Raw genomic sequence first — 16,377 nt, forward strand, 5'->3', positions numbered from 1 at the left:
GGTAATTGGTGATTGGTGATTGGTGACAGGGAAAACTTCTTAACAACTAACAACTAACAACTAACAACTAACAACTAACAACTGACAACTGACAACTGACAACTGACAACTGACAACTGACAACTGACAACTGACAACTAACAAAATTTTAATATTATGCCTACTTACGTTGCCAAAATTCGTGACTCTCAGGGAAAATCCAGAACAGAAAAATTTACTGCTGATTCCTTGACAGATGCTCGGACTAATCTCAGAAACCAAGGTTTTGTTGTTCAAGATTTAAAAGAATCTCAAAGTTTGGCTTCTCGGTTTGATATTCAGAAAATTCAGAATTCCTTCGTGAAGGTTTCTGTAAAAGATAAAGCCGTTTTTTCTCGTCAATTTGCGGCTTTGGTAAATGCAGGTGTAGCGATCGTCAGAGGCTTAGGTGTACTATCTGAACAGTGTAGTAATCCTAAACTAAAAGCGGCTCTGATGGAAATTAGTGCCGATGTCCAAACTGGAATTAACCTCTCAGATTCCATGCGTAAACATCCTGAATGTTTTGATGGTTTGTATGTGAGTATGGTGCAAGCTGGAGAAATTGGGGGTGTGTTAGATGAAGTCTTAAATCGTCTAGCTAAATTATTAGAAGACATGGCACGATTACAGAACCAAATTAAATCAGCTATGTCTTATCCGATGGTTGTGGGTTTTTTAGCAACTGCTATTTTTGTGGGAATGACAGTTTTTCTGATTCCAATTTTCGCAGACATTTTTGAATCTATAGGAGTAGAATTACCAGCACTCACGCAATTTTTGATGACTTGTAGTAAAGTCTTACGAAGTTATTGGTCTGTACTGATTATTGCGATTCTATTTGTGTTGTCGTTTATCTATAAGCAGTATTACAAAACCCCTATTGGTAAGTTAAACATTGATGGTATTTCTTTAAAAATGCCTTTGTTTGGTGATTTGATTCAAAAATCTTCCATTGCCCGGTTTAGTAGAACTTTTGGTTCATTAACTCGCTCTGGAGTACCAATTTTAACCTGTTTAGAAATTGTGAGAGATACATCAGGAAACCAAGTTATTGCTAACGCGATTGATTCTGCTCGTGAAGAAGTTCAACAAGGGGGTATGATTAGTGTGGCATTACTCAAAGAAGCTGTTTTTCCAGCTATGGCAATTCAGATGATGAGTATTGGTGAAGAAACAGGTCAACTAGATGGAATGTTAATGAAAGTTGCTGATTTCTATGAAGACGAAGTAGAACAAGCCGTTAAATCACTCACCAGCGTGTTAGAACCATTGATGATTGTAGTGCTGGGGGGGATGGTCGGTACGATTTTGCTGGCCATGTATTTGCCAATGTTCAAAGTATTTGAAAAGATGGGTTAGTTAAAAGTTCAAAGATGAAGCATGAAGGCTAAAACAATCATTTCATACTTCATCCTTCATACTTTACACTTTTATATTTTACAAAATTATGTCCGTACAAAAATCTCTTTATGAAACTAGTTTAGCTGAGTATAGCAATCATTTATCGGCGATCGCTCTCCTCAAACAACATCGTCCCTATTTGGAGATGATTCCGAGTCTGCGTCGTCCGTCTGAAAGTGTGATCACAATCCCTTTACCAATCGTTCGTATCCGTGATATTGAAGCTAAAACTTCCACGACGACAGCTTTACCCTGTGATATAGCTATTATCATGTGTGACCCAGAATGGAAAATTAAAACCGGTGTAGAAATTTTAGTTTTCATTCATCGTCCCCATGAAGACTTTTCTGATTTATTAGGAAGATGGCGCAAAAGTCAAGTGTGGTTAGACAAAGAATACGAATGGATGATGCACCCCCGTCACAGTCATATTTTAAGTGAGGGTGCAAATACTATTTATCCTCTATTTGTCGTCTTCAATCAAACATCAGAACGTATCCAACGGGGTCTTGTAGGTGCTGAATTGCCTTTTATTATCCAAACACCCCCCACTGTCATGGAAGAAGCAGCTATCGAGTTCTTTTCATCTTCCGAACTTCCACCAGCTTAGTAGGGGCGCAGGGCCTGCGCCCATTCAGGAGTCAGGAAGAAAGAAGAAGGAAGAACATTTTTCTCTTCTCCTCCCTGTAACCTGTAACCTATAACCTATCACCTTCTTACAATGATCTATTTTACAAACTTAGGCATGATTTCAGCCGCTGTAAATAAGCCAGAAATGCCTCGTTGATGTAATTCCTGGGCAGCCTTGAGATAACCAAAAGCAGGACCGCAGACATTAGCAGCCATGCTAGTTTCATCGCCTAATGTAAAAGTATGAGTGGATATTTTCCCCTCAAAAGTACGTCCTGTAATTTTCACATTGGTACTGAGGGGCTTTTTGGGATTGCGGGTATCAACTACACCACCAACTGTGACTCTATCCCGTGAACAAATTCCCGCAATTTCTAACATCACATCATCAGCGTGTTCCATGTTTTCTAAGGTTAATACACCGTTGGTTTTATCCAATAATGCTTCTACCTCTGCGTCAGTCATAGCTCTAGCGGCTTCCACACTATAACCAGGCATATGTCCAATATCTTCCCGAACAGTGGCGCGGTAGGCTTCCCAGTTAGCAATTCCCACACCAAAGGTAATTACTACATTGTGAATTTCCGCGTAACTTTGAGCAGCTAAAGCAGCGGCAGCAGTTAACAGTCCAGGAGTAGCACCACAGCCTGTCATATATGTAATTCCCGCAGCTTGCAGTTCATCTTTCATGGCTAGGAGTTGTTCTACTGCGCTGGTGCGTTTAATAGCATCCACCAGCACACCTTTCCAACCAGCTTTGATAAATTCTTTAGCGACGTTGGGAATAAAGTCGTTGGGGAGGTTGGGTAAAGCCAGGAAATAACCATCTACAGCGTCACCTGTGGCTTCAATCAGGTCTTGAATGCTGTTATTGCTTAATGTCCCGACTGGTTCTAAAGAACCGACTGTACCTTGATTTTGGTAGGTGGTAATACAAGCTGTGGTGTCTAAACCTTCTGTGGAGTAAGCGTAGCCTTTTTGGTCTGCGGCTGCAACGAGAATCATTTCCCGTTTGCTGGAGAGGAGTTTTGCGGCTGCTTGTCCAAGTCCACCAAAACCGAGAACTCCGACGCGGATAGGTTGTGTGTTCATAGGGATTTTTCTGTGTTGGATAATGGTTATCAGGAATCTTAGGCAAGGGATGAAAGCCAGTTAGAGGCTGTCTTCCTCCAGCGACTTGTGTTATATTACTTGTAACAGGAAAGGTAATCAACCTGTATAAAAACCTAACTGCTTAACAGTAATCTGTACCTTGACAATTAAACGGCAGTTGCTCTACTTGGGGAGACCTAAGACAGCAATGGTGTCAAAAAAACAGCCCACTAATATTAAAATTAAGAGAGCAGCTAGAGCCGCCCTCAACTATAGTCCTATTTGAGTTGAGAACTTATTGGTTAGGGCAATAGCCAATAGAAAATTTTCATGAATCATTTAGGATTGCTATATGAGGGTGAAAATAAAAAAACAATTAGGAAGAAAGCCCAGTGGCTAAACATCAATCAAAACAGCACTCACAACAACAAGTCTCTAGCGCAGAGACAAAAATTGCTGAAAACTCTTTCCAGGTGCAACTGCAAGAATTGCTAAACCAGAAAAAATATCGGCAGGCATTGGAAGAAATCAAGAAAAATCAGCGATCGCATCCTAATATAGAATTTACTCCCAAAGAATCAGAGATTTGGTTGCTACGGGGTCAGCAAGAATTTCAAAAACAAGATTTTAAACAGGCAGAAAAATCCTTTGGTCGCGCTCTAGAATTTGGTTTGGTGGGAGAAGTTCATTACTGGCAAGCTAGATGTTTGCTGGAGTTGAAGCAATTAGATGCAGCACTAAATTTGCTCAGAAATGTTTTTGAAGCAGGTACTCTACCAAAAGAATACAGCATCTGTTACCTAAAACTCTTGTTACTCAAAGGAGATACCGCTACAGTTGAGCAGTTAATTCAGGAACAATCTAAACGCTTTAGTGCTGCCCAACTCCATTGGGTACGAGGCGTTCTGGCGCTAAAAAATGGGCAACCAGAAACAGCTTTGACATCTTTTTTGAAAATTAAGCGTGCTGTCACTGATGGAGACTTGCCCCTAGCTTGGGTTGTTTATACTCAACAAATCAGCGGTAATTGGGATGCTGCGGCTGATCTTTTAGGGTTGAAATCGTCTTTATTTGGTCAACCAAAGTATTTAGAGCATCCAATTTTAGAACGCTTGGCAATTTTCCAACAGGGAAAAACAGCACAAGAACCCCTCAAATCTATAAATCCGCGAACAACAGTAGATAAAAATATCCAAGAGGCATTAACGGTGTTGCAAATGCTGCAACTGATTGACCAAGCTGATCACCATGATGCCGCCCATTTGCTATTGAAGATAGAGCGACGTTCCCCACGTTTTCCAGAACTAGAAAGTCTCCGTCCACTGCTATTGACCCTAGCCGGACAACAAGCACTGAATCAAGGAGAAACAAGCTGTGCTGAACTATTCTGGCAACCTTTGTTAACAGAGCAACCCTTTAACCCCCAACTGGCAATCAATCTCTTAGAAGTTTTCGATGCTAATGATCACGATCAAGAACGTCCACGTCTGTTGACTCGTTTTTTGAAGTGGTTAGAACAGGAAGCGAAACAAAAACCTCAAGAATGGCCTGCACAACGATTGAAAGCGACCCAAGCACATCTCCACTGCTGGATGGCAGATGCTTACATGGCACTAGATCGTGAACGTGCAGCTTTGGGAGCTTTGCAACAAGCCGAACGCATCTGTCCCACATCGCCAGAGTTACTGGGGCGCAAGGGATTAATTGAGACCATGGAAGAAAATTATACTGAAGCGATCGCCCTGCTTACCCAATCATTAGAAAGTGGATGTCGGCATGAAGAAGTTTATAGTACACTGCTGCACTGTTGGAATAGACTAGGTGACAGACAAGCATTCAATGAAGCTCGGCGCAAATTTGGCAAGCACTTTGGCGATCTGAATATTGAACCTCAAATAGAAACATCGCCTTGGATAGATGCTTTATCTACGTTAAGTTATCCCTTATTTAGCCGGATGGTGGAGACAGAAAATCCACGAGATCCGGCTATCCGTGCTTGTCAGATATTCGTGAATGCAGCCCAAAGTCCGCCCAATTCCGGTGGTCGAGTTTCATTAGACCAAAAAGCAGCAGCCAAAGTATGGGAAACTATTCTACAAAGATTAGCTGGTCAAGAACAAATTGCTGTATTGCAAGCGATCGCTCTTTCTATCCACCTCTTTGCTAAACGGGAAAAAGGGATCGCCGCTTTAATCAGTCAGTATAGGCAAAATTTGATTGACCTATCAATAGAATACCCAGAAGCCAGAGTTGCCAATTTAGTTGTTTTAGCTGTTAAAGAAAGTAGTCCCAAAAAATTAGAGCTTCCCGTCCGTTTCTACCTCGATACCATGCCCCAACCAGGCAATGCTCTAGCAAATATTCAACTCCAAGCACGCCGTTTTGGTGAGATTACAAGCCTGATCCCTTTCCTAGATGAAGCACTACGTCGAGAACCACAAAACCCTCTATTGCTATTAGCTAGAGCCACTACTTATGATGTAGATCATCCCAATTATGAACAATTAAAGCAGCAGGGATTTGAATTAGCCCGTCGTCTACAAGATGCTAAAGCATTACAAGCATTTCGGGAAGAACAGGCATTTCTCAATAATAGAGAAACTCAGAGCGTCATGCCAGATCCAGAGCAATTTGACAATCTCAATATGTCAAATGTTGATGATTTATTGGAAGGGATGCTTAAAAAATTATTGGGCAACAAAATGCCTAAAGCCGACTTTGAACGGATGCTTCCAGAACTAAAGAAAATGATGTTAAACAGAATGCCTGATTTCTCAGATGAGGAAGATGAAGATGAAGACGAAGATGATGATGAAATAGATTTAGACTTTATCTTTAGAAACGCATCATCTACATCTAAAAAACGCAAGGGTAGAAGAAAAGCAGGTTTTCAAGAATTGTTGTAAAAGTTAGATATCAAGAATAATTGTAGCTTGCTTCCCGAAGGGTACGCAGATAAACACAGATAAAGACTGATTAATTGGAAATTATTTATGGCTGACAATTACGAACGTTTAGGTATTTCACCAGGAGCAACAAGCGCCCAAATTAAAGCGGCGTATCATACTAAGCTACGGGAATTTCCTGCTCATACTTATCCAGAAGAGTTTAAGGAAATTCGAGTAGCTTACGAGGCACTTCGTAAAGGAGATACAGGTCAACATGAGGATTTCTTGAAATTTCGTCCCCTAAAAGCAGAACTGAATCCAGAAATCTTAAAACAGGTGCAAGAAAAAGCCCTATCTCAACTAGAAGTTAGTTTAGATGATTTAATTCGTGCCACATTTTAAATCATTGATAATGCCTACCAAGTATTTACCAATTACCAATTACCAATCACCAATCACCAATTACCAATTACCAATGACAACTGACAAAGAAGCTTTATTTAGCAAATTTCTAGATTATTTACACTCAGAACAAGTACCCCCTGAATATTTAGGTGAAGCACCATCATCTGCTAATTCCTTTGATCCCTATCAAATGGTGGCTGAATGGACTGCTCTACGTCATGAAATGAAGCAACAGGGTAAATTATTGCGTTCTACTCAAGATGCTTTGGTGCAAGCATTGGACGTAACTCGTGCAGATCAACAACATCTGCAAATACGTCTGGAAGAAAGTCAAAAACAAGCATTGGATAAATTTGAGCAGCAGCAGGAGAAATTCCTCAAAGATTTACTGGGTATTGTGGATGCTTTAGATCAGGCTTGTACTTACTGGCAAGGGGAACTAGAAGCATTATCTACTACCTCAAACTCAAAACCATTAATACAAAAAGGCTTCTGGCAAAAGCTATTAGATTGGATTAATGGTAATTATACTGAATCTAATGAGATAGACAAATTACCAATGTCAGAATCATTAACGGAAATTTTCACCAGCAATCAACAGGGAGTAGAGTTAATTAGGCGATCGCTTTTAGAAATACTCAAACAACGCCGTGTTGTTCCCATTGTCGCCCAGGGTAAACCTTTTGACTCCCAAACAATGTATGCTGTAGGTCGTCAATCAAGGGCAGATGTCACAGAAAATACGGTGATTCAGGAAGTAGTCAGGGGTTATTTATGCGGAGATAAAGTCTTGAGAGAAGCACAGGTAATTGTAGCGACACAAAAATAGAGGAGTAACTTATTCAGAGCGAAATCCTAGTTGAAAGATGTCCGCTGAATTGCTTTATTTCGGTAAAATATACGAATGCAACTAATGATTGTAAAAACCTATGAACTACCGAGACATCATTACAATTGAGCCTGGAAAACGCAGTGGTAAACCTTGTGTCCGTGGTTTGCGGATTACGGTCTATGAAGTGCTTGAATATCTGGCTTCTGAGATGACTGAAGCAGAAATTCTCGCCGATTTTCCTGATCTGACACGAGAGGATTTAAAGGCCTGCATTGCTTATGCTGCTGATCGTGAGCGTCGGTTTATGACCACGCCATTATCTGCATGAAATTACAAGAGCATCCGGTAAGAGTAAAGCTCAGTGTCTTTAGACCTGAGATATAAGCGACTCGTGCAGTTCGGCAAGCTCACTGACCACGGTTTTAACCGCATAGAGTCTTTCTTTTCATGAAGATTGGTTGAGATGCGCGAAGTTTTGTTATCTTTGCTCTCAATGATGTTATACTGTTCACAACAGGAATGGTAATCAACCTGTATAAAAACCTAACTGCCTAACGGCTTTTCTGGTCCTTGACAACTGAAGATATGGGTTCTATTCCATAGTTCTAGTGACTGCCCTCCGAATAGGTAAAATCTTCATGGGAGCTAGACGACACAGAATTATAAACTCAATCAAAATTTGCAGTAATGCAACTACCTTCGGGCAGAGGGAAAGTTAACGCTTGGGGAGAGAACCACCTCTGGCTTAGATACCGCAAGGGTTCTAAGTTAAGTGGACTCGTTGAACCAAGAATCTCAGTGGCTTTAGCCCTGAGAGTGTCAATTTTCGATGAAAACTTGTCGCCCAAGTTGCCAAACCGTTTAAGCGATCTTTTCCCAAATTCGCTTCACGTTCGAGATGTGGGTATGAAAGCAACGACTGACCCAGTAGTTTGGAACTATGCAAAAGACAATAATTTGATGATTGTCTCGAAAGATGCGGATATGCACGACCTGAGCTTAATCTTTGGAAATCCACCTAAAGTTATTTGGCTTCGTCTTGGAAACTGTTCGACATTACAAATTGAAAATCTGCTGCGCCGGAATTTTAACGCGATTAAATTATTTCATGAAGATGAGAATTTATCGCTGCTTGCTCTCTCATGATGCACCTACGCAAATACAAATATTAAGCGATCGCCTAGAAATCACGACTCACAGTAATTGCGATCGCTTCTCTTGCCGCCGGTATCGCCTAACTCCTCAAATCGCCAATATAAGCCCCAATTTGTTTAAGTCCCTGCAAAACTTGGATACGTTCTGCTGTATTTTCAAGTAACCGATAAGTTTGAGATCGCGTATATTGAGGGACATTTTGGTGGCGATCGCATTTCAAGAACAATACTTCTCTGCCATTTGTCACCATTCCATAGCAACTTGACTGCAAATTAGGCGCGCTCAATAAGTAGGTCAGTGCTTGGGGAATTCCTGCGGTAACGTCCAGCTTTGCAGGTTTTGATTCGATTACCAAAATCCAAAAACTATCTTGGATTACCAAAATATCAATTCTGCCTTGAACCGCCATAGCATTAGCTTCATCAACAACTTCGATACTGGTACTTACTTCTGCTTTTACCAAAAAAGGAGATTGATAGAAACCAGCCAAATCTAGCAATGGCGACACCACGACAAGCTTAACAATTTCTTCGAGTGGCGCTTCCTCCTGACTGAGATAGTTATAGTTGCGAGTGAGGCGATCTAGTCCTTGTAGTTCTGCTTCGGTTAGTGTTGGTGAATTATTTAACCATTCATCAAAAAAGCGATCGCTAGAGTTGAGTCTTAAACCAAAGGTTTGACGGAGATTGCTAAGGGTAAGGCTACTAGCATTTGTAATCACAGTTAAATCCTTGTAGTAATTACATGAAGTTTAGAAGTTTAGGAATTTGATTTGGGTTCTAATACTTAATATACGATACATACGAGGAAAAGAGCGATTACTAGGTCGCGCTAGTTCCCTCCGGGACGCTTTGCGTTGGCGTTAGCAATACGCGATCGCCCTATGAGGAAACTATTTGAGAACTACTTAACTTTGAATTTTTTGAGCTATAGTATTGTCATACAGAGTTATGACAAGCAAAAATATGAGAGTTAATGCAAGGCTCGATAGCGATCGCGCTAGTAAGTTTAATTACATTCGCCAGCGGACAAATCAAGGTGTGTCTGACATTATGAAAGTGGCGATCGATCTTTATTATGAAAAATTACATCAAGAATCCCCTGTAAAACCTTTGCAACTCCTTAGAGAATCAGGGCTGATTGGTTGTGCTGAAGGAGACTCTGATTTGTCGGTTAATTACAAGCAATATCTCACTGAAAGTCTTAACGAAAAATATGGTCATCGTTGATTCTGGCTTTTGGATAGCACTAATCAATCGCCGTGATGATTATCATGTTCTCGCTCAAGAAGTTCTAGATACGATTGATGAGCCTCTGGTTACAACATGGTGTGTGATTACGGAAGCTTGTCATATTCTCTTGAAACATACAGGCACAAATGCTCAACAGACGTTTATTCATAGTTTAGAAATTGGTGCTTTTGAGGTTTTTGATCTCAACGTTCAAGATGGGAAAAGAATCAGTGAATTGATGAATCAATATAGTTCTCTGCCAATGGATTTAGCGGACGCTTCATTGATTATTCTTGCTGAACATTTGGGGCATGGGCGGATTCTATCTGTTGATTTTCGGGACTTTAATACTTACCGCTGGAAAAATCGTCATCCTTTTGAGAATTTGATGTCTATTAACTAAAAATCATGACTCACAGTAATTGCGATTCCTACGAAGTGCTTCGCTATCGCCCTCAGTAAATATTTAACAGATAGATAATTGAAGCGATCGCCTAAAAATTACGACTCACAGGAATAGCGATCGCCTAAAAATTACGACTCACAGGAATAGCGATCGCCTAATAATCACAACTCACAGGAATAGCGATCGCCTAATAATCACAACTCACAGGAATAGCGATCGCATACTACAAAACCTTTAGCAGATAGATAATTGAGGCGATCGCGTTTGAATTAGAGTTAAAATCTATAGTAATTTATGGTTAACGCCAAAATTACAATGTAATTGAGTAGGAACCGTATAATGGCACTGACCTTTCAAAAGCTAGAGCTAGGAAGAAGCTTAGACGTTTTTCCAAATCAGGCTCGTAACACGGGTTATCTAAGCCCCGATAATTGGGATGATTACGGTTATAAGACCTTATTTAACCTCACAATCTTTGATGAGCAAGGTAATGAGCAGACTATCGGTAACATTAAAATAGGCTTTGTTGGTCAAGGTACGGGATGGACTCAAGAACAAATTCCAGAGCAATTTGAGGTGTTGCCCGAAAATTTTTATTCTCTTGGTCAGGATGCTGATTACTACAAAAATGTAGTAGAAAAACTTTCTCAAGAAATAGCTATTAATGTTCTCACTGCTCTCGGCGATGTTGTACATGATTCTAATCGCCTTCAACTTGCTGAAAACAAAGACGCTTTTCAGACTTCTTTACTTAGGTTTGTGAACCGCACGTCCATTGACAACCAATTCAGAAGAATTTTGCGCGATGAAGCACAACTCACTGAATACAATTTCTATTATGAGAAGGAAGCCGATGAACGTTATTCTGGCATAAAAGTCGAGTTTTCTGTTGAGCCAAATACTAAACCTTCTTCCAATATCCATATATTAATTGGTCGTAATGGAGTAGGAAAAACAACCCTGCTGAATAATATGGTTAATGCGCTTCTTCCTGCGAGAGGTACTATGGAAGAAACAGGATATTTTTCTATTCCATCATCATCGAATACAACTACCCGAATCAAGAATAATTACTTTGCTGGCGTTGTTTCTATTTCATTTAGTGCCTTTGATCTTTTTACTCCTCCTAATGATCAGCCTAATACTCGTGCTGGAATGCGCTATTACTATGTAGGGCTTAAAAAGCGTTTTGCTCAACAAGGTGATGAGACTTTGGGTCTTAAAAATAAAGACGATTTATGTCACGATTTTACAGGCAGTCTAAAAATATGTCTTGCGTTAATGGCGAAAAAAGCTCGGTGGATAAATGCGGTTAGGACTTTAGAATCAGATTTTAATTTTGCCGAAATGGATTTGTGTAACCTTGCTAATGTATATGCTGCGGATCAATCTGACAATCAACAGACGTTTTCTGAAAGAGCAAAAGCGCTTTTCAACCGAATGAGTTCAGGTCATGCTATTGTACTTTTAACCGTTACAAAGCTTGTTGAAACAGTTGAAGAAAAAACTTTAGTCCTGCTTGATGAACCCGAAAGCCATCTTCATCCACCATTATTATCAGCATTCACGCGAGCGTTATCTGATTTGCTGGTTAATCGTAATGGTGTAGCGATCATCGCAACCCATTCGCCAGTGGTGTTACAAGAAGTGCCTAAATCTTGCGTTTCGATACTACGAAGAACTAGGCTCATTGCAAATGTTGATAGACCAGAAAGTGAGACATTTGCAGAAAATGTGGGGATTTTAACGCGAGAGGTTTTCGGATTAGAAGTTTCCAAATCTGGATTTCACAACTTATTGGAGAACTCTGTCGCTGAAGGTAAGAGCTACGAAGAAGTAGAACAAGAATATCAGCATCAACTTGGTTTTGAGGGGAAAACTATTTTACGTTCGATGATAATGATTAGAGATTCGCAATTGGGAGCTATCGAATGAGGGCTTTAGCTACACCAAATGACGATCCTCAAGAAGTATATCAAAAATGCATCAATAGCATTACAGATGAAGATTTACGCACACGCCTCAATCTGGTAACTAACGAGATTGTGGTTGCAGCAACCAATTACAAGCAAAAAGTAAAGGCTAAAGAGCTTTATTCCATTCCACCAAATAACTGCGAGGATGATAAAAACGCTTTAGGCACAGTGACTAAAAAGGAGCTGAAAGATGTTTATAGCTCACATATGGTAGGAAGATCAAAACCAGCAAGAGCGATCTATGACTCATTGTTATCACAGTCTCCTTTAGGTAAATGTCCATTTTGTGGCTTTGGTCAAGCTTCTACTTTAGATCATTACTTGCCTAAAGCTAAATATCCTCAATTCTCGGTTCTCCCATTTAATTTAGTACCATCCTGTAAAGATTGTAATACAGGTAAAAGCACGGCAATTGCGACTACAGCAGAAGGTCAAAGCCTACATCCTTATTTTGATCATCAGAACTTTATTGATGATCAATGGCTCTATGCGGAGGTAATACAAACGACACCTGCATCTATTCGCTTTTTTGTTAAAGCTCCAGATCACTGGGACGACATATCCAAAGCAAGAGTTAAGGCGCACTTTCGCAATTTTAATTTGGATTTACGATATTCGGTGGAAGCGAGCAATGAGTTGGTTTCCTTGAGAGATGTCTTAGTCAGCTATTGTCAGTTAGGTTCAGAGTGGGTAAGAAAACACTTGGGGATAGAAGCTAAATCCTCTACTAGTCAGCATAGTAACTCTTGGAAAACAGCTATGTACCAAGCTCTTGTAGCAAGTGATTGGTATTGTGATGGTGGCTTTCGATTATAGATAGTTGGCTTAGTTTTTGAGTTTTGATAGGTGCTAGGCGATCGCAAAAAGAAATAATTGTTTAGCGATCACCTTTAGAAGATAGATTGTTAATGAGATCGCCTAAAAATTCCGCCTCACAATAATAGCGATCGCAACTGTCAGTCCTCATTTATCCTTAAAAATATTCGTGCTGAGAGTGTCAACTAAACTTGAACTAACGGCTGATTGTTTATAGATGAACGAGGTTGAATCGTATTTTGAATTTCTTCTCCCGCTAACTCTTCGGCTAGGCGTAACTCATAAGCTTTTTGCAAATTAAGCCATAGTTCTGCACCAGTGCCAAACCATCGTCCTAGACGTAATGCTGTGTCAGCAGTGATACCTCTTTGCCCTTTGAGGATTTGCGTAATCCGATTTGTGGGTATGTGGAGCGATCGCGCTAGTTCTGATGCGCTAATCCCAAGCTCTTTTAGTTCATCGGATAAGATTTCGCCAGCGTGAATTGCAGGTCTTGCCATAGTTATTTTTTCCTTTAGTGATAATCAACAATTTCGATATTAAATGGCCGATTTTCTGTTTCTGTCCACTCAAAACAAATACGCCATTTGTCATTTATACGAATGCTGTACTGCCCTTTTCTATCTCCGCCCAGTGCCTCAAAACGGTTACTTGGCAAAGCCATTAAGGATTCTTTATTAGGTGCGGCTTCTAGAATTTCTAGACGTTTGTATGCTTGTCTTTCAAATGCCTGAAATTCTTTGACACGATCGCCCGCAGCAAATTCTGCTGTGCGTTTGTCTTTATATTTTTGAGGCATAGGCAAGTGTTATGTATTACGTTAAGCATAACATTTATATCGCAATTTCGCAAAAAATCAACCAGCGATCGCAAAGCACAAGTAATTGATAAGCGATCGCCTAGAAATCACGACTGGCAATATTAGTGATCGGCTTTAGGACAGGACTTACGCAACTGGCACAGCAATCGCTGTATAGCAAAGCATTGGAGCGGATCATATTGTGATATTTTGGTTTTGATTTGAGGCAAATCTCTTGCCGCTCAATTAAGCCGTTAGACGGCAGTTACCTCCACTTAGTGTCTAACTCACTCATAAAACCTAGTTAATACCCGGTTACAGTCCGCATAGTATACGTGGGAGGATGAGGGTAAGGTGTATAATCCTACTTTTTGTCCTTTTTCCGAAACTCAACAAAGGAGTGAACCGATGACCAAAACTTATTTTATGAATAAATTTCGCACTTTCATCCGCCTTTTTGGGACTGTTCTGGCTACCATCGTCCTGACTACCGTTGTCCTGGTTAACCCAGCTTACGCTGGAAATCAAATTATTTGCAGCCCAATGATTCAGAATATTGATACCAATGTGAACTTCCCTAAAGGAGCGTTTTCCTTAGCCGGCGATTATGGCGAATCTCGCATTAGATCATTCTACAACGTCAATACTGGCGATAGTGTCCTGTACAAAAGCTATACCACCAATTTTGCGGGCGGTGGTGACTTTTCTGCACACAAGTTGTGCTATATCTACCAGGCAAAGAGTGTGGGTGCGCCTTCCACCTTGATCATGGCATTCGGCAAAGGAAGCGACTGCAACAACTGGTATTCCTGGGCGCAAGTACAAAGTGCTGTCGAGTATTCTGGATGTGATGTTAGTGGAAATACCGTCACGCTGAAGTAGAGACGAAAAGCGATCGCCAAACACAAGTAATTGATAGGCGATCGCTGTATAAAAAGCATTAAACTGGACAATATTGTGATATTTTGGCATTGAGTTGGGGGCGATAGCGAAGCGCTCCGCAGGAATCGCCAAGATAAATAATTATTAGGCGATCGCCTAAAAGTTAAAATTTTAAAGGTACTTTTTAGTAAACATCATCCCTAACAAAATCCGACGGACTTAAAATTGGTAATATTTCACGATAAGGATGAAGAATCAACAAATCTTGATCACCTGTAATTAAGACATTTGCCGAACCATTAATTGCTACATCTAAATATTTGTTATCCTTTGTATCTCGACAATCATTAATTAACTCAATAATCGAAACTAACTCGGCGGCTGTCCTAAATTCCGCTAAAAATTTTTGACGACGTGCTACAGAAATATAACGATCAAACTTAGAACGAAATATCACACTTTCGCACTCTGCAAAAGTTTCAACTGAAATCAATAAAATGCCAGTGTCAAGAGCTTTTTGGTAAGCTAGATTAGCAGTAGAACCAGGAGATAAAACAGCACTAACTAAAACATTAGCATCCAAAACATAGCGATTAATCATCACTATTTAGTATCTCGTTTAACAGTTCTAAGGTTAGTCCATTTGCCTGAGCTTCTGCCCCTAAATCCGCCGATATATTTTTTAAACGCAGATTTTTAATCTTTACCAAATCCTCATAATCATTCATCGAAATAATAGCCACATAATTGCGGTCATGTTCCTTAACAAGAATGGGTTCTTGTTGGGCGCTATCCATAATGTAAGCAAAATCTTTCTTTACTTCTGAAACTGAAACTTGTCGCATTGCATTTTGTTTGAGAAATAACTCTAGTCATTGTAACATACCCTGTAGGGCGGTAGCAAAGCCTTTAAATAAACAAAGATTCTAAATTGCGATCGCGAAGCGCTGCTGCAAGCAGTTCGCCTTTCATTATTTAGAAGTTGATGTTATATTTGTCGTAATTATAAGGTCGTGTATTTTGTAGGAATAACTAGTATGTCTGCCTTATCCAAACAAATTTTACAAACGGTAGAGGTATTACCGGCGGAAGATCAGTATCAGGTGTTAACTTTTGTAGAATCTCTTTGGAAAAAACGTCAGGAAGCAATCACTACGTCTCTAGAAACAAATTCCCTCTCGTTTTTTGAGGTAGCTCAAGCTTCGATTGGGGCAGGGGAAGGACCAGGCGATCTTTCAACAAATCCTGATTATATGCAGGGCTATGGACAGTGATGCACTATCAAGTAATTGTTGATACAGGGATTTTACTGGCTTTAATTGACCGCAATGATGTCCACCATACTTGGGTAACAGAACAATTAAAGGAAATTGCTCCCCCATTACTAACTTGTGAAGCGGTGATTTCAGAAAGTTGGTTTTTGTTACAACGAGTAAAGAGGGGGCGAGAAATTTTGCTGCAATTGTTAGCTCAGAAACAGATCATTATTCAGTTTGATTTGGATGCGGAGTTGGTGACAGTAATGACATTATTAAGTCGCTATCAATCAGTACCAGTTTCTTTAGCAGATGCGGAATTAGTCCGAATGTCGGAGCTATATCCTAGCAGTCTGATTTTTACTCTCGATAGCGATTTTCTCGTTTACAGAAAGAACCGCGATCGCCCAATTCCTTTGCTTATGCCTCTATTAGATGCTTAAATATGATTCCAGATATTGTAAAGTGCGTTACTCAACACGCCTTTTTGCTTGTAATTATGATTAGTTTGTAATTATTATTTATTATGCGCTACGCTAATACATACTACTGTTACTATTTAAAAAAAATTTAGGGCGATCACGAA

20 protein-coding genes are annotated in these 16,377 nt (G+C 40.1%); 13 read left to right on the top strand and 7 right to left on the bottom strand.

The annotated features are described in order from the left end of the window. Nucleotides 1-156: 156 nt before the first annotated feature. Nucleotides 157-1,380, top strand: a complete 1,224-nt coding sequence (locus FJR04_RS10115) for a type II secretion system F family protein (protein ID WP_168494192.1) — start codon at nucleotides 157-159, stop codon at nucleotides 1,378-1,380. Between the two features lie 88 nt (nucleotides 1,381-1,468). Beyond that, nucleotides 1,469-2,032: a hypothetical protein gene (locus tag FJR04_RS10120; RefSeq protein WP_168494193.1), complete on the top strand. Its 564-nt coding sequence runs from the start codon at nucleotides 1,469-1,471 to the stop codon at nucleotides 2,030-2,032. A gap of 116 nt (nucleotides 2,033-2,148) precedes the next feature. Here the strand turns inward: FJR04_RS10120 and FJR04_RS10125 are convergent, their stop codons facing one another. Next, nucleotides 2,149-3,144 (bottom strand): saccharopine dehydrogenase-like oxidoreductase, encoded by a 996-nt coding sequence (locus tag FJR04_RS10125; RefSeq protein ID WP_168494195.1) that lies wholly within the window; start codon nucleotides 3,142-3,144, stop codon nucleotides 2,149-2,151. Between the two features lie 392 nt (nucleotides 3,145-3,536). Between FJR04_RS10125 and FJR04_RS10130 the strand changes: the two genes are divergently transcribed. The 5 genes from FJR04_RS10130 to FJR04_RS10150 all read left to right on the top strand — a co-directional run bounded on the left by FJR04_RS10130 (nucleotide 3,537) and on the right by FJR04_RS10150 (nucleotide 8,415). Continuing rightward, on the top strand, nucleotides 3,537-6,050 hold the full coding sequence (locus FJR04_RS10130; RefSeq protein ID WP_168494197.1) for a tetratricopeptide repeat protein: 2,514 nt from the start codon (nucleotides 3,537-3,539) through the stop codon (nucleotides 6,048-6,050). 87 nt (nucleotides 6,051-6,137) lie between these two features. Beyond that, nucleotides 6,138-6,434 (top strand): J domain-containing protein, encoded by a 297-nt coding sequence (locus tag FJR04_RS10135; RefSeq protein WP_168494199.1) that lies wholly within the window; start codon nucleotides 6,138-6,140, stop codon nucleotides 6,432-6,434. Nucleotides 6,435-6,507: 73 nt separating this feature from the next. After that, nucleotides 6,508-7,266 carry a nucleotide exchange factor GrpE gene (locus FJR04_RS10140; RefSeq protein WP_168494367.1) on the top strand — a complete coding sequence of 253 codons (759 nt, stop codon included), beginning with the start codon at nucleotides 6,508-6,510 and terminating at the stop codon, nucleotides 7,264-7,266. A gap of 100 nt (nucleotides 7,267-7,366) precedes the next feature. Continuing rightward, nucleotides 7,367-7,597, top strand: coding sequence for a DUF433 domain-containing protein (locus tag FJR04_RS10145; RefSeq protein ID WP_168494201.1), 231 nt, complete (start codon nucleotides 7,367-7,369; stop codon nucleotides 7,595-7,597). Nucleotides 7,598-7,956: 359 nt separating this feature from the next. After that, entirely contained in the window at nucleotides 7,957-8,415 is a 459-nt protein-coding gene (locus FJR04_RS10150; RefSeq protein ID WP_254445249.1) for a DUF5615 family PIN-like protein, read from the top strand. Nucleotides 8,416-8,503: 88 nt separating this feature from the next. Here the strand turns inward: FJR04_RS10150 and FJR04_RS26145 are convergent, their stop codons facing one another. Further along, nucleotides 8,504-9,145, bottom strand: coding sequence for a type I restriction enzyme HsdR N-terminal domain-containing protein (locus FJR04_RS26145; RefSeq protein WP_168494203.1), 642 nt, complete (start codon nucleotides 9,143-9,145; stop codon nucleotides 8,504-8,506). Between the two features lie 229 nt (nucleotides 9,146-9,374). On the opposite strand from FJR04_RS26145, the gene FJR04_RS10160 reads away from it, so the two are divergent. From FJR04_RS10160 to FJR04_RS10175, 4 genes are all read left to right on the top strand, one after another. Next, the gene (locus FJR04_RS10160) at nucleotides 9,375-9,653 is read left to right on the top strand and encodes a CopG family transcriptional regulator (protein WP_234301152.1); all 279 of its coding nucleotides are present in this window, start codon (nucleotides 9,375-9,377) and stop codon (nucleotides 9,651-9,653) included. Then, complete coding sequence (locus FJR04_RS10165; protein WP_168494205.1) at nucleotides 9,640-10,059, top strand: type II toxin-antitoxin system VapC family toxin; 420 nt, start codon at nucleotides 9,640-9,642, stop codon at nucleotides 10,057-10,059. Before FJR04_RS10160 ends, FJR04_RS10165 begins: the two co-directional genes overlap by 14 nt. A 342-nt stretch (nucleotides 10,060-10,401) precedes the next feature. After that, entirely contained in the window at nucleotides 10,402-11,997 is a 1,596-nt protein-coding gene (locus tag FJR04_RS10170; RefSeq protein ID WP_168494207.1) for an AAA family ATPase, read from the top strand. After that, a complete protein-coding gene (locus FJR04_RS10175) occupies nucleotides 11,994-12,854 on the top strand; it encodes an HNH endonuclease (RefSeq protein WP_168494209.1) in 861 nt (286 codons plus the stop codon). Before FJR04_RS10170 ends, FJR04_RS10175 begins: the two co-directional genes overlap by 4 nt. A 185-nt stretch (nucleotides 12,855-13,039) precedes the next feature. Here FJR04_RS10175 and FJR04_RS10180 read toward each other — a convergent pair whose 3' ends face one another. The 5 genes from FJR04_RS10180 to FJR04_RS10200 form a co-directional block, all read right to left on the bottom strand. After that, nucleotides 13,040-13,354: a HigA family addiction module antitoxin gene (locus FJR04_RS10180; protein WP_039203333.1), complete on the bottom strand. Its 315-nt coding sequence runs from the start codon at nucleotides 13,352-13,354 to the stop codon at nucleotides 13,040-13,042. A 14-nt stretch (nucleotides 13,355-13,368) separates the two neighbouring features. Continuing rightward, the gene (locus FJR04_RS10185; RefSeq protein ID WP_168494210.1) at nucleotides 13,369-13,653 is read right to left on the bottom strand and encodes a type II toxin-antitoxin system RelE/ParE family toxin; all 285 of its coding nucleotides are present in this window, start codon (nucleotides 13,651-13,653) and stop codon (nucleotides 13,369-13,371) included. Between the two features lie 627 nt (nucleotides 13,654-14,280). Continuing rightward, the gene (locus FJR04_RS10190) at nucleotides 14,281-14,625 is read right to left on the bottom strand and encodes a hypothetical protein (protein WP_168494212.1); all 345 of its coding nucleotides are present in this window, start codon (nucleotides 14,623-14,625) and stop codon (nucleotides 14,281-14,283) included. Between the two features lie 94 nt (nucleotides 14,626-14,719). Continuing rightward, entirely contained in the window at nucleotides 14,720-15,136 is a 417-nt protein-coding gene (locus FJR04_RS10195) for a putative toxin-antitoxin system toxin component, PIN family (protein WP_168494214.1), read from the bottom strand. Then, complete coding sequence (locus FJR04_RS10200) at nucleotides 15,129-15,380, bottom strand: type II toxin-antitoxin system Phd/YefM family antitoxin (RefSeq protein WP_168494216.1); 252 nt, start codon at nucleotides 15,378-15,380, stop codon at nucleotides 15,129-15,131. The genes FJR04_RS10195 and FJR04_RS10200 overlap by 8 nt, the downstream gene beginning before the upstream one ends. A gap of 192 nt (nucleotides 15,381-15,572) precedes the next feature. Between FJR04_RS10200 and FJR04_RS10205 the strand changes: the two genes are divergently transcribed. Beyond that, on the top strand, nucleotides 15,573-15,809 hold the full coding sequence (locus FJR04_RS10205; RefSeq protein WP_168494218.1) for a hypothetical protein: 237 nt from the start codon (nucleotides 15,573-15,575) through the stop codon (nucleotides 15,807-15,809). Continuing rightward, nucleotides 15,809-16,234 carry a type II toxin-antitoxin system VapC family toxin gene (locus FJR04_RS10210; RefSeq protein ID WP_168494220.1) on the top strand — a complete coding sequence of 142 codons (426 nt, stop codon included), beginning with the start codon at nucleotides 15,809-15,811 and terminating at the stop codon, nucleotides 16,232-16,234. Before FJR04_RS10205 ends, FJR04_RS10210 begins: the two co-directional genes overlap by 1 nt. Nucleotides 16,235-16,377 lie beyond the last annotated feature (143 nt).

The organism is Anabaena sp. UHCC 0204 (assembly GCF_009711975.1).
Taxonomy (GTDB): Bacteria; Cyanobacteriota; Cyanobacteriia; order Cyanobacteriales; family Nostocaceae; genus Dolichospermum.